Source organism: Streptomyces sp. YIM S03343 (assembly GCF_054729195.1).
Window position 1 is genome coordinate 39,625 of sequence record NZ_JBPUKX010000002.1, and the last position, 13,614, is coordinate 53,238.

Genomic DNA, 13,614 nt, shown 5'->3' on the forward strand with positions numbered 1-13,614 from the left:
CGGACCTACGCGCGCCACCGCTCGGTGAATGCGCCGAGGCCGATGCCCAGCGTATGACGCATCGTCGTGTCGACCGTGGTGCCGTAGCCCACCGCCCGGTACACGGCCGCCAGCTCGGAGCTGCCGCATTCACCGGCGACCATCCAGCCCGCCAGGCACAAGCCCTCGCATTCCTGGGCCGGCCCAGCCAGCGCCTTGACGGCCACTGCGATGGACTCGTGCAGCCGCAAGGTCGAGGACGATCCCGAGCGACGGAGCGTGGCCGAGTATGAGGTGGCGGGCCAGGCCCTCGGGAAGCACGCGCCCTCCCGGCCTTGGGAGTGTCCGGGCACTACAACCGCGGGAACAGGTACAGCGCGGCGGCCCACGTGGCGAGCCCAGAGACAGAGCGGGCACGCGCACGACGCTTGAGTGGCGACGAAGATCACGAGGCCGGAGCCGAGAGGGAGACGTCCAGGCATGCAGATCGTGAGGAATTACCTGACCGTCGACACGCAACACTGACCGGGACAATCGGACGGGCAGTGCTCGACAACCTCCTGTCCGAGCACGGCCGCCGACGTGTGAAGGCCCGCACGAGAAGGCGGTGCTTCACGGTTCAACCGCCCTGTTTCCTGCGGTGTTTAACCATTCACGACTTGCGGAATGACTCGTCCGGAAAGATGATGAAATAATCAGATCGGGCATGTCACGGTCGTGTCCGCTCACGTGGTGTAGCTGATCACATTCCGTTTCGCTGCGCATGCCCTGCGAACAGGGCATTGGCGACGAAGGAGCGCCACTGGCGCTCGGCGTCACACCACTCTGCTGGACACGGTCCCGTTTCACCAAGAGCCGTAACACCGTGGTGGCGATCAGTATCACGCCGCCGACCTCCTTCTCCGCCCGACCACCGGCCGACGGCTGGGTACGCGCTCACCCTCGCGGTGAAAGACACGCGCCTGAAGGAGACACCATGAACGCGCCGACCGAAAGCGGGACAGCTGTGCCCCGCTACTGCGCCCAACCACCGCAGACCCAGCCCGTGTTGCGCCCGGACCTCAACCCGAACCGCTCGAGGGCCATACTCCTGATCCGCGCCAAGTGGATCAACGGCACGATCCTGCACTACGCCTTCCTCGACCAAGGCGGCGACATCGGAGGTCCGGAGCAGCTGGACGAGGTCCGGCACGCCTTCCAATCCTGGAAGGCCCTCGGGATCGGGCTGGAGTTCCAGGAGGTGGCCGATCCCGGCGACTCCGAGATCCGCGTCCTCTTCCGGGAGAGTGAGGGGTCCGCGTCGTATGTCGGCCGGGACAATCTGGGGATCGGGACCACCGAGCCGACCATGACGTTCGGCTGGGACCTGACCACCCCGTACGGCAAGGCCACCGCGCTGCACGAGACCGGGCACGCGATCGGCTTCGCCCACGAGCACCAGAACCCGTTCGCCGGCATCGTCTGGAACGAGGAGAAGGTCTACGCGGACCTCGCCGGACCGCCCAACAACTGGCCCCACGAGGTCACGTTCAACAACATCCTGCGCAAGCTGTCGCAGAACGAGGTGACGGGTTCCACCTGGGACCCCGACTCCATCATGGAGTACAGCTTCGGGCCCGGGCTCATCGTGCGTCCGGAGAACTACCGCGGCGGCATCCCGGAGACGCTGGGCCTGTCCGCCACGGACAAGGAGCGTGTGCTCCAGTGGTATCCGCCGCTGGTCGCCCAGCCGGCCAGACTCCAGCCCTTCCAGTCGGCGCCGGTGCAGCTCGCCACCGGGGGTCAGGCCGACTTCGAGATCGTTCCGCCGGAGACCCGGAGCTATCAGGTCGGCACCTTCGGCAACAGCGACGTCGTCCTGGCCCTGTTCGAGGAGACCGCCGACGGTCTGCAATACGTCACCGCCGACGACGACAGCGGACAGGACCGCAACGGACGCCTCGGTGTCAAGCTCGTGAAGGACCACCGTTATGTGGCTCGGGCCCGCCTGTACTCCAGCTGGGGTAGCGGCTCGATCGCTCTCATGTACTGGTGAGCGGTGGTGGCCGCCCCGAGTCCGGGGCGGCCACCGGGCGAATGGCACGGCCCGTGTGCTCAGTGCGTCATCGTCTCGACGCGGCGACGACGCCGACCCGGTCCTGGCCGAGACGTGCGACAAGCCTGTGCCGCATGCCCGGTGCGCTCGGTGGCGGTGGTAGCCGCGCCCTCGTCGGCACCGCACACACCAACACACCCTGGTGGACCGGCCATTGGGTCCTCACGGGGACACAGTCCGGCCGCAGGTGCACCAGTGCTTCTGCCACCGGCGCTGCACCCGCACGACGTTCGCCGAGCAGGTGCCGGGCCTGACCGAGCGGCCCGGCCGCTCCAGCACCGGGCTGACGGGCCGGCCGCGTTCGATCACGATCGAGATCGGTCGCCGTCCGGCGATACGACGTGAGTCCGGTGGACGACCAGCCTCAGTGGAGAGACGCTTGAATGGAAACGACCGAATTCGGCCGGATCCTCACCAGTTGTCCGTCAAGCAGGATCGCCGAGGTCACCGCACATGCCGGACGCCAACCTCGACCTGCTGAACACCTCTACGACACAAGGCACTTCACGCGGCAGGAGGGATGGTCATGACTAGGCGTCTGGTGGTCTGCTGCGACGGCACATGGAACTTTGCCGACCAGCCGAGCAAGACGAATGTCAGCAAGATCGCCCTGTCGGTGCACCCCGGACCCGCTACCGGGAAGGACCAGCGCGTCTATTACCACAGCGGCGTCGGCACCCACCGGTGGGAGCATCTGGGCGGCGGCGCGTTCGGTGTGGGACTGTCCCGGGATGTCACCGACGCCTACCGCTTCCTCGTCCAGACGTACCAACCCGGCGACGAACTGTTCCTGTTCGGCTTCAGCCGGGGCGCCTTCACCGCCCGCAGCCTTGCGGGTCTGGTGCGCAACAGCGGCATCGTGCGCAGGGACCATACCGACCGGATCCGGCAGGCCTGGGCCCTCTACCGTGACCGGATCGAGAAGCCGAGCGGTGTGGCCTCCACGCTCTTCCGCCGCTCGTACGCGCACGAGACGGAAATCCACTTCATCGGGGTGTGGGACACGGTGGGCGCCCTGGGCATACCGGTTCCGGACCCTCGGTGGCTCCAGCCGGCCGTGCACCGGTTCAACCGCCGCTGGGCGTTCCACGACACCGAGCTGAGCAGCTGGGTCAAGGCGGCCTTCCACGCCCTGTCCATCGACGAACAGCGCTCAGCGTTCCAGCCGACGCTGTGGCACCAGCAGCCGGGCGCCGCCGAGCAGGGCCAGGAGCTGAAGCAAGTGTGGTTCGCCGGGTCGCACAGCGATGTCGGTGGCGGCTACGAGGAGACGGGGCTGTCCGACATCGCCCTGCTGTGGATGGCAGAGCAAGCCGGCCGGCACGGGCTGGAGTTCGACTCCGAGGTGCTCAGCGCAGTCGGCCCGAGCGAGATGAAGGCGGGCGGGAGCGTCGGCTTCGGTGTGCGGCCGGACAGCTCGGGCACCTTGCACCCCTCGCGAACGGGTCTGTACCGACTGGGCGAGCCGCTGCACCGGCCCCTCGGATGCGCAACCGACGAAAAGGGCAACCTCGACGGAAACGAGTTCCTGGGAGTGCCGGCCAAGAACCGCTACGACACGATCGGCGACTACCGGCCACCTGAGCTGCAGCGGTATCTCACCGATCAACAGCGCATCCGCCTCGAGCCGGTGCTGCTGCCCGGCCCGGCGGCCAGGCAAAGGGAGGGCGACAGAGAGCAGCGGCCGGAAGAGGAGAGGAGGCGAGTGGACCTCGGCCACCGTCGCCACGGGTGACGTCCGGGCGGCGGAGTCGCGTTGCACACACCCGGCCCTCAAAAGGGCGGTGCCGAGGGCGCCTGGCTCTGGGCCCGAAGCGAGTGCCTGACCGGCGTGCGGTTCACGGTCTGGCCCCCATCCCTACAGGCCGGTCCACGGTTCCCCAGATCTTCACCCGGACCGGCAGCGCTCCGTGCTCCTCCGGGTGTTTGAGGTTCTTGGTGTTGTGTCCTACCACCCGCCCCAGGCGTGGCACCCGCCCCGGAAGCACCGCCTGACTGTGGCCGGACTAGCCGGCTGACGGACGTTCGGAGTTCCCCCGTCCTGCTCCGCGAAGGGACCGAGGACAGCTGTGCCGTCCTCGCGCCGCTGGCCGGCGGCCCGGCATTGCTTGCCACCGCCGTCGCACCGACCTCCTCAGCCCTGCGGGAGCCACTCGACGAAGCACTCAGACAAGATTGCGCTTGGACCGAGGCGGCCGGGTCACGTCTCCTGCGTGCCGGGCGCAGGTTGCTCTCCCGAGCCCCGGACGATCAGGCGAGTCGGTACCGTGATGGTTCGGGCGCGGGTGCGGTCGCCGTCGAGGCGGGCCAGGGCGGTGGTCGCCGCCGCTCTGCCGAGTTCCTCGGGGTCCTGGGCGACGACGGTCAGGGCCGGTTCGAGCACCTCGGCCAGGGAGACGTCGTCGAAGGCGACGAGGGCCACGTGCTTGCGCTTGCTGCGTGCCAGTTCGGCGACGATGCCCATGGCAATGATGTTGTTGCCGGCGAACAGGGCGGTGGGGGGATCGGCCAGGGCGAGAAGCTGGGCGGTCGTGGCCTCGGCCCCTTGCTGGTCGTGGGCATTTGTGACGACCGCGCGGTCGTAGGGGATGCCGGCTTCCTGCAGCGCCGAGCGGTAGCCGGCCAGACGCTCACGGCGTGTGTACAGCTTCTCGGGCAGGTCACCGACGAAGCCGATGCGCCGGTGCCCGTGAGCGATCAGATGGGCGACGCCGTCCTGAGCGCCCGCGCGGTTGGAGCTCACGATTCCGTCCGCGGCGAGGCCTGCTCCTGGCCGGTCGAGGAAGATCACGGGAAGTCCCGCCGTACGGTGGGACTTGAGGTGGGCGTGGTCGGCACCGACGGACGGCACGACGATCAGGATGCTGACGCGGCGGGCGAGGAACTTGTCCGTCAGGTCGCGTTCGCGGTCGGGATCGTCCGCGGAGGAGCCCATGAGCAGTGTCAGGCCACGGTCGCGGACGGTGTCTTCGATGCTCCGGGCCACGGCTCCGAAGAAGGGGTTGGCGAGGTCGGGGATGACAAGTCCGATGGTGGTGTCAGGTCCGCCGACGCGGATGTTGCGGGCCATGAGGTTCGGCTGGAAGCCCAGCTTGGCCACCGCGGCGAGAACCTGTTCTCTGGTCCGGGCCGAGGCGGGCCCGTCCTCGTTGAGGACGCGGGAGACCGTCTTGGCGCTCACTCCGACCTCTCGGGCGACGTCGGCCAGGGTGGGGCGGCGGTTCGCTGCCATGGAAAAGCTGTCTCCTGTTGTGGCCTCGGTTCCGGCCTGGCCTCGGCCGGAAACCACGAGAGCTGGGTTGTGCTGTCAGGTGGCCTGGATTCCTGCCGCCTTTGCCGCCTCGGAATCCGCTACGACAGTATCTCCGGCCGCATCGACGGTGAGGGCGCCGGTCATGATAGCGACGACCTCCGCCATGGAGTAGTCGGAAGGCTTGATCACGGCGGCGCGTCGGCCGAGGCGGTGGACGTGGATCCGGTCGGCTATCTCGAAGACGTGCGGCATGTTGTGGCTGATCAGGACGACCGGCATGCCTTTGTCGCGCACGCGGCGGATGAGGTCGAGGACCTGGCCGGACTCCTTGACACCGAGAGCGGCGGTGGGCTCGTCCATGACGACGACACTGCGGGCCCAGGCGACGGCGCGGGCGACCGCGACGGCCTGCCGCTGTCCACCGGACAGGGTCTCGACCGCCTGCGTGAGTGAGCGCAGGCCGATCTTCAGGTCGGCCATGTGCTCGGCGGCCTCCTGGCGCATGCGCTTCTTGTCGAGCATGCGGAAGGCGCTGCCGAGGACGCCGGGCCGACGCAGTTCGCGCCCGAGGAACATGTTCGAGGCGATGTCCATCGAGGCGGCCACGGCGAGGTCTTGGTACACCGTCTCGATGCCGTGGGCGCGTGCGCTCTGCGGACCGGAGAAGGTGATGGGCTCGCCGTTGAGGCGAATCTCGCCCGCATCGGGGACCAGGGCCCCGGTAAGGGCCTTGATCAGGCTGGTCTTGCCGGCGCCGTTGTCGCCGATGACGGCGAGGACCTCGCCCGGCAGCAGGTCGAAGTCAGCGCCGTCGATGGCGGAAACATGGCCGTAGCGCTTGACCAGACCGCGGGCCTGCAGCACGGGCGTGGGTGAGGAGGTGGCGGTCATCGGGCCCTCTTCCGGGAGATCTGGTCGACGGTCACCGCGAGGATCACCAGGACACCGGTGATCAGGGTCTGGTAAATGGAGGCGACATCCATCAACTGCAGGCCGTTGCGGAAGACACCGACGATGAGCACGCCGATGAAAGTACCCAGAACTGATCCGCGCCCGCCGAAGAGGCTGGTCCCGCCCAGGACCACAGCGGTGATGCTGTCGAGGTTGTCGGTCTGGCCGGCCTGCGGGTCGCCGACCCCGGTACGGGAGATGAGCAGTAGGGCGGCGATGCCGTACAGCAGACCGGCCACGGTGTAGATGCCGATGGTCAGTCGGGAGGTGCGGATGCCGTTCAGCCGTGCCGCTTCCTGGCTGTTGCCCAGCGCGTAGACGTGCCGACCCCAACCAGTGTTGCTCAGCGCGTAGGCGAGCAGGAGGAACAGGGCGATGGTGACCAGAGAGCCGTAGGTGATGTCGGTGTGGCCGAGCGGGAAGGTCTCGCCGAGGGCCGTCAGCGTGCCAGGCAGGTCGGCGACCGTCTGTTCCTTGGAGTAGATGTGCGTCAGCGCGAATGCCACGTTGAGCATGCCGAGGGTGACGATGAACGGCGGCAGTGGGATCTTCTGCACCAGCAGCCCGTTGAGCAGCCCGAACCCGCCGCACACGGCCGTGCCCAGCACGATGGCGAGGAGCGGGGGCAGGGAGCCCTCGGCAGCCATCTTGGCGATCACGATGCTGCCGAACGCCATCACGGCACCGCACGACAGGTCGATGCCCGCGGTGAGGATGATCAGGGTCTGTCCGATGGCGAGGGTGCCGACGACCATGACCTGCTGCACGATCAGCGAGAAGTTGCCGCCGGTGAGGAACTGGTCGGTCGAGAGGGCGAAGAAGGCGCAGGCGAGGAGGAGGGCGACCAGCGGGCCGGTGGTCGGCGCCGTGAGCAGTCTGCGGGCCGTGGTCGGCGCTTTGAGCTCGGCATATGGCGAAAATGTGCTCGAAGGCGTGGTCGTGGCTGGCATGCGAAGTCCTTGTCGGATGACAGATGTCCTTGTCGGAGGCGGGGACAATCCCCCACCGCCGGGACAAGGGGCACTCGTCCCTGGTCAGGGAGGCGGGCCGGCCGCCCCGCTTGGGGGGCGGTGTCGTACGGCCCTACGGGGCTCAGCCCCAGCAGTTCTGCAGGCCGTAGGCGGTGTCCTTTGACGTGACCCCGTCCTCTGCCTTGTCGGTGATCAGAGTGACGCCGGTGTCGGTGGATCCGGATGCCTTCCTGCCGTCCTTGGCGTATGTCACGACAGCCTTGACGCCCTCGGCGGCCATCTTCAACGGGTACTGCTGCGAAGTCGCAGCGATCTTGCCGTCCTTGACGGCTCGGGTGCCGGTGCAGCCGCCGTCGACGGAGACGATCAGGACGTCCTTTTCTCGGCCCTTGGCCTTGAGCGCGGTGTACGCACCCAGGGCGGCCGGCTCGTTGATGGTGTAGACGACGTTGATGTCGGGTTCCTTCTGGAGGCAGTTCTCCATCGCCGTCTGGCCCTTGGCTTGGTCGCCACCGGTGTCCTGGGCGCAGACGAGGTCCTTGTCGGTCACGCCGAAGCCCTTCAGGAAACCGTTGTGCCGCTGGACGCCGACGGAGACGCCCGGCGCGAGGTCGAGGGCGGCTATCCTCGCTGTCTTGCCCTTCATGGCGGCCTTGGCGTACTCGCCGATCAACTGGCCGGCCTTGAGGTTGTCGGTCGCGAACAGCGCGTCGACCGCGCTCTCCGGATCAGTCGGGGTGTCCAAGGCGATGACCAGGACGCCCTTGGCCTTCGCCTTCTCGATCGCGGGCACGATGGCCTTGGAGTCGCTCGGGGTGATCAGAATGCCCTTCACACCGGAGGCGACCATGTTCTCCATGGCGGTGACCTGGCCGGTGTTGTCGCCATCGAACTTGCCTGCCGCAGTGACCAGCTGGGCGCCGTTCTTCTTGGCGGCCGTCTCCGCGCCCTCCTTCATCTTCACGAAGAACGGGTTGGTGTCGGTCTTGGTGATCAGGCCGACCTTGACGCCGCCCGAGTTCGAGGAGCCCGATCCGGAGCCGGACCCGCACGCCGTCAGCGTGAGGGTCACGATGCCCGTGACTGCGGCTGCTCTGAGGAAGCAGGAGGAGGGACGAGTGGTGCGGGACATGTTCGGCTCCTGTGGGATAGCGAGCGGCACGGGGTTGGGATCGGAGCATGTCGCCGGGGTGTCAGCGTTGACTCATGTCATCGTTGACACTCCCTGGCCGGGATGATGGACTCCGCACCCCGGCAACGTCAATGCCTTCCACCCGTCACAGATCGGCAACGTCCGTCGCTGTCGTCGCCAGGCAGCCGGTCAGCGCCCGCGTCGCCGTGCGGCCCCTCTGCCCCGATCTTTCCGAGCCTTTCCGGGGGAGAGCAGCGCATGAGCCCGCGTCAGATCACCGTTCTGGAACATGTGCGTCACGGACGCCTTCATTGAACCGACAAACTCCTCGAACAAACTCGCCCTGCGGGTGCTGCCAGGCGGCGGAGCTGCGAATACAGCGGTGCCCCTGACCCGGCTGGGCACACCAGCCGCTCCCTCGCCCTCCGACGAGGTGAAGCCGGATGGCGGGGTGGTCCGCGAGGCGGGCGGCGATCGTCAGAAAGTGTGTGACGACCGTGAAAGACGGCTCCAGGAGGATCGCCCCTGCGAGGCGTGCGACGGTCGTGCCGACGTCGAGGATCAACGCTCCGTCGGCCGGCAGTTCCGCGAAGGCGGCCTTGGAGATGCAGTCCCTCTCCGTAGTGACCGTGGTCTCACGCTCGGCGAGGTCCGGCTCGAAGCCGAGACGCCCGGCCGGGATGACGCCGCCGTGCACCCGGAGCACCAGACCCGCGCGGTCGAGTGCCGTCAGATCGCGGCGGATCGTCTCCAGGGCAGCCCGGGACTCCTCGGCCAGCGACACCGCGTCGACCCGGCCGCCGTCACGGGTGAGCCGGAGAATCTCCTGCTGCCGTTCCGGCACATAACATGCCCGATACCTCCAACCCATGCCCGAACCTGTGGTTTCCACGCAGAGGCTACCTCCGAATTGGCACACCGTAAACAGGTTCGGACTTCATCCGGACACGAACGGACTTGACACACCGGCCGGATTCCACTCATCATCGGGCCACTCGATGTCATCGATGACATAAGTCAACGATGACATCTGGCCGACGGCATGTAGGCGAGACGCCGACCGGGGTGTCGCTTTTCGGTCGGCCCACGCCAAAGTCCCGCTTCCGCCCACTGGACGGCCACAGGCCAGGAGGCATCTTGAGGTCAAGACATGTATCCCAGCATGCCCGCTTGCGGATGACGGCGGCGATGGCGACCGCCTGCGCCCTGTCCGCCGCCCTGATCACCCCGGGCCGTCGCCACCGACGTCCCACCACGTTCCCGCTCAGAGTCGGCGACGGCAGTAATATCCGATTCGCCCGGTTCGGCGGCCTGAGCGACGTGGACCTGCTGATCACCGACAGCGGGCTGAGCCCCGACAACGCAGCCGTCATGGAACGCGGCGGCATGGAAGTAGTGCGCGCATGATTCTCACCGTCACCCCGAACCCGTCCCTCGACCGGACCTACGAGGTCCCGTCGCTCGACCGCGGCGAGGTCATCCGCGCCACCGGTGAGCGCACCGACCCGGGCGGCAAGGGGGTCAACGTCTCAAGAGCCGTGACCGCCGCCGGGCAGCACACGGTGGCCGTACTGCCGCTGGGCGGTGCGCCGGGAGCGCTCGTCTCCGATCTGCTCGACGCACAGGGCATCCAGGTCGCGCCCGTCCCGATCGCCGGCCCCACCCGCTCGAACATCGCCCTCGCCGAACCGGACGGGGTGCTCACCAAGATCAACGCGCCGGGTCCGGAGCTGTCCGCCGCCGAGCAGGAGCTGCTGCTGGAGACGGTGCGCGAGCAGTCCCGTGACGCGGACTGGATCGCCTGCTGCGGCAGCCTGCCGCGCGGGCTCGCGCCGTCCTGGTACGCCGATGTGGTCGCCCGGGCGCACGCCGGTGGCGCGCGGATCGCGCTCGACACCTCGGGTGCCGCGCTGCTGGAGGCGCTGCGCGAGCAGCCCGATGTCGTCAAGCCCAACGCCGAGGAACTGGCCCAGGCCGTCGGACGACCCCTGACGACCGTGGGCGACGCGCTGAAGGCGGCCGAGGAACTGCGCGCCATGGGCGCCCGTGCCGTGCTGGCGAGCCTGGGCGCCGACGGGCAGCTGCTCGTGGACGACGCCGGCACCTGGTTCGGCAGCGCACGCGTGGACGTCGTACGCAGCAATGTCGGCGCGGGCGACTCCTCGCTCGCCGGCTTCCTGATCGCCGGCGGCAGCGGGCCCCAGGCGCTGGCCTCCGCCATCGCGCACGGCGCCGCGGCCGTACAGCTGCCGGGAAGCGTGATGCCGACCCCGGACGACCTCGACCCGACGGCCGTGACGGTCACGGACGACATCCCGGTGGACCGGGTACTGACCGAACCGGCCTCCTGAACGCGCCGACCGGCGCGACACCCAGCCGTCCCCGGCACCCCGGCCGCGGACGACTCCCCCGGACCGGCCATTCGAGCGGTGAGCCCCCGATTCTCGCTGTGGCCGACCGGAGGCGGGGCCCGAACAGGCACCCACCTCCTCTAACTCCCCCTCAATGCCCCTCGTTCCCTTTCCCGTTCTTCATCCCCCTCTCCCCTTCTACCTGTCAGGCGCCCCCTGACGGCACCCCTCCCGTCCCCAATCCCGCCCCCGGGCGTACGTGTACAAAGGAGTCCGCGATGAGCAAGATGATCGTGGCGGATCTGGTCGATCTCGACCTGTCAGCCGAAACGAAGGAAGCGGCGGTGCGCGCACTCGCCGAGCGCATGGTGTCGCTGGGGAGGGTGACAGACCTCGACGGCCTGATCGCCGACGTGGCCGCCCGTGAGGCACAGATGGCCACCGGCCTGGACGGCGGCATCGGCATCCCGCACTGCCGCAGCGAGCATGTCACGGAGCCGACGCTCGCCTTCGGCCGCAGCGCCGTCGGTATCGACTTCGGCGCCGCCGACGGCCCCGCCGATCTCGTCTTCCTGATCGCCGCTCCCGCCGGGGCGGACGACGCCCACCTGACGATCCTCTCGTCACTCGCGCGCCGCCTGATGGACAGCGACTTCACCGCCGCACTGCGGTCGGTGGACAGCCCGGCGGAGGCCGCGGCCCTCATCGGCGGGGACAAGAAGGCCGCAGCTGCCGCCGCCGTGAAGAGTGGAGACACCGCCGGCGCCGGAGAGCGCCCGTTCCGCATCGTCGCCGTCACCTCCTGCCCGACCGGCATCGCCCACACCTACATGGCGGCCGAGTCGCTGGAGAAGGCCGGCCGTGAGGCGAGCGTCGAGATCGTCGTCGAGACCCAGGGCTCGGCCGGTTTCACCCGGCTCGACCCGGCCGTGATCGCCGCCGCGGACGGCGTGGTCTTCGCACACGACGTGCCCGTCCGGGACAAGGACCGCTTCGCCGGCAAGCCGACCGTCGACGTCGGCGTGAAGGCCGGCATCAACCGCGCCCCCGAACTGATCGCCGACGTGCGCGCCAGGGCCGGGCGCGGCGAGGTCACCGCGGCCGCCGCACCGGGTGCCTCCGGCAGCCCGGTCGAGCGCGCCGGTGAGCCCGGCGAGGGCTACGGCACCAAGCTCCGCAAGTGGCTGATGTCCGGCGTGAGCTACATGGTCCCCTTCGTCGCCGCGGGCGGTCTGCTCATCGCCCTCGGCTTCGCGATCGGCGGCTACAAGATCAACAAGGCGCCGTCTGTGATGGACCACTTCGTGTGGACCCAGGGCGACAGCTGGGCGGCCCTGCTCTTCCAGATCGGCGCCGTGGCCTTCGGCTTCCTCGTCCCGGTCCTGGCCGGTTACATCGCCTACGGCATGGCGGACCGACCCGGTCTCGTCCCCGGCTTCGTCGGCGGCTCGATCGCGCTCACCATCAACGCGGGCTTCCTCGGCGGCCTCGCGGCCGGTCTGATCGCCGGTGGCGTGGTGCTGTCCATCCAGAAGATCGACATACCGGCCTCGCTGCGCGGCATCATGCCCGTGGTGGTGATCCCGCTGATCTCCTCGGCGGTCGTCGGATTCCTGATGTTCGTCGTGATCGGCAAGCCCATCGCCTCCGCCCAGAAGGGCATGACCGACTGGCTGAACAGCCTGTCCGGCACCAACGCGATCCTGCTCGGCACGCTGCTCGGTCTGATGATGTGCTTCGACCTCGGCGGTCCGGTCAACAAGGTCGCCTACACCTTCGCCACCGCCGGAATCGCGGTCTCCGACCCGAGCAACTCCGCGATGAAGATCATGGCGGCCGTCATGGCGGCCGGTATGGTGCCGCCGCTGGCCATGGCCCTCGCCACCAACGTGCGCGGCAAGCTCTTCACCGAGACCGAGCGCGAGAACGGCAAGGCCGCCTGGGTCCTCGGCCTCTCCTTCATCTCCGAAGGCGCGATCCCGTTCGCCGCGGCCGACCCGCTGCGCGTCATCCCCTCCTCGATGGCGGGCGGCGCGGTCACCGGCGCCCTGTCGATGGCCTTCGACGCCACGCTGCGCGCCCCGCACGGCGGCATCTTCGTGGTCCCGCTGATCGGCAACCCGTTCCTCTACCTGATCGCCATCGCGGCAGGTGTGGGTGTCACCACGGCGCTGGTCGTCGTCCTGAAGGGCATGCGCAAGCCGAGCCAGGGGAACACCCCCGGCACACCGGTGGGCGCGGCCGCTGCGACGGCGAACGCCGACGGCAGCAAGGACACCAAGCAGCCCGCGACGGCCTGACGACCCTCACCGTAACGGTCGCCCGTTGCCGCTACGGGGCGTCGAGGATCCCCAATCCCTGAACAGTAACCAACCACGTCTGACGACGTACACCGTGGAGAGTCCGCCGTGCGCTGAAAGGCGCACGGCGGATTCGGCGAGAGGTCCGGAGATGCGGGACCGGGAGCAATCCTGGCACCGCTCTCCGGGCCTTCTCGGCGACGCCGCGCGTCTGACCTGGGTGTCCACCGGGTCTGCGATTCAGCGGGTTTGGGGCCGCCCGCCCCGAAACACATGTCGCCCGCTGGATCATGACCAGCCTCGGACAACTCGCACATCAGAGTCCCTGCCGAACCCGGAACGGTTCATACAGGACGCCATACCCACTTCGAGCGCACCTGTGTGTTGTCTGCCTTGGACAGACCGGTCTTTACAATGCCGTTCACACCCTCCGGGTCACCGCACATGGTCCTGCCGTCGAACTCACTGCGCGGGTCGGTGAAGACCACGCGCACACCCCGGACAGCCATACATGAAACCGCAGGTCACCAGTGGTGCGTGATGCGATTCGGCAGCCGGTCGGCCGCACAACCACACCATCCC

General features: G+C 68.5%; 9 protein-coding genes and 3 pseudogenes. 6 read left to right on the forward strand and 6 right to left on the reverse strand.

Annotated elements, in window-relative coordinates:
* Nucleotides 1-5: 5 nt before the first annotated feature.
* Complete coding sequence (locus tag ACSYGN_RS35925; protein WP_460404078.1) at nt 6-230, reverse strand: hypothetical protein; 225 nt, start codon at nt 228-230, stop codon at nt 6-8.
* A 725-nt stretch (nt 231-955) separates the two neighbouring features.
* Between ACSYGN_RS35925 and ACSYGN_RS35930 the strand changes: the two genes are divergently transcribed.
* Together ACSYGN_RS35930 and ACSYGN_RS35935 are read left to right on the forward strand one after the other, a co-directional pair.
* Nucleotides 956-2,014: a M12 family metallopeptidase gene (locus tag ACSYGN_RS35930; protein ID WP_460404080.1), complete on the forward strand. Its 1,059-nt coding sequence runs from the start codon at nt 956-958 to the stop codon at nt 2,012-2,014.
* 586 nt (nt 2,015-2,600) lie between these two features.
* The gene (locus ACSYGN_RS35935; protein WP_460404082.1) at nt 2,601-3,809 is read left to right on the forward strand and encodes a DUF2235 domain-containing protein; all 1,209 of its coding nucleotides are present in this window, start codon (nt 2,601-2,603) and stop codon (nt 3,807-3,809) included.
* A 465-nt stretch (nt 3,810-4,274) separates the two neighbouring features.
* On the opposite strand, the gene ACSYGN_RS35940 is transcribed toward ACSYGN_RS35935, so the two are convergent.
* The 4 genes from ACSYGN_RS35940 to ACSYGN_RS35955 form a co-directional block, all read right to left on the reverse strand.
* On the reverse strand, nt 4,275-5,306 hold the full coding sequence (locus tag ACSYGN_RS35940; protein ID WP_460404084.1) for a LacI family DNA-binding transcriptional regulator: 1,032 nt from the start codon (nt 5,304-5,306) through the stop codon (nt 4,275-4,277).
* A gap of 75 nt (nt 5,307-5,381) precedes the next feature.
* A complete protein-coding gene (locus tag ACSYGN_RS35945) occupies nt 5,382-6,218 on the reverse strand; it encodes an ATP-binding cassette domain-containing protein (protein ID WP_460404086.1) in 837 nt (278 codons plus the stop codon).
* Entirely contained in the window at nt 6,215-7,228 is a 1,014-nt protein-coding gene (locus ACSYGN_RS35950) for an ABC transporter permease (protein WP_460404088.1), read from the reverse strand. The genes ACSYGN_RS35945 and ACSYGN_RS35950 overlap by 4 nt, the downstream gene beginning before the upstream one ends.
* A 142-nt stretch (nt 7,229-7,370) precedes the next feature.
* Nucleotides 7,371-8,381: a substrate-binding domain-containing protein gene (locus ACSYGN_RS35955; RefSeq protein ID WP_460404090.1), complete on the reverse strand. Its 1,011-nt coding sequence runs from the start codon at nt 8,379-8,381 to the stop codon at nt 7,371-7,373.
* A gap of 258 nt (nt 8,382-8,639) precedes the next feature.
* Here ACSYGN_RS35955 and ACSYGN_RS35960 point away from each other — a divergent pair.
* Nucleotides 8,640-8,793: pseudogene (locus tag ACSYGN_RS35960) on the forward strand (carbohydrate kinase family protein); the annotation flags it as partial.
* Nucleotides 8,794-8,799: 6 nt separating this feature from the next.
* Here the strand turns inward: ACSYGN_RS35960 and ACSYGN_RS35965 are convergent.
* Nucleotides 8,800-9,252: pseudogene (locus tag ACSYGN_RS35965) on the reverse strand (DeoR/GlpR family DNA-binding transcription regulator); the annotation flags it as partial.
* Between the two features lie 422 nt (nt 9,253-9,674).
* On the opposite strand from ACSYGN_RS35965, the pseudogene ACSYGN_RS35970 reads away from it, so the two are divergent.
* The 3 genes and pseudogenes from ACSYGN_RS35970 to ACSYGN_RS35980 all read left to right on the forward strand — a co-directional run.
* Nucleotides 9,675-9,788 (forward strand): annotated as a pseudogene (locus ACSYGN_RS35970) (D-beta-D-heptose 1-phosphate adenosyltransferase); the annotation flags it as partial.
* A complete protein-coding gene (pfkB, locus tag ACSYGN_RS35975; protein WP_460404092.1) occupies nt 9,785-10,732 on the forward strand; it encodes a 1-phosphofructokinase in 948 nt (315 codons plus the stop codon). The pseudogene ACSYGN_RS35970 and the gene pfkB, both read left to right, overlap by 4 nt.
* Before the next feature lie 278 nt (nt 10,733-11,010).
* Nucleotides 11,011-13,032, forward strand: a complete 2,022-nt coding sequence (locus ACSYGN_RS35980; RefSeq protein WP_460404094.1) for a PTS fructose transporter subunit IIABC — start codon at nt 11,011-11,013, stop codon at nt 13,030-13,032.
* Nucleotides 13,033-13,614 lie beyond the last annotated feature (582 nt).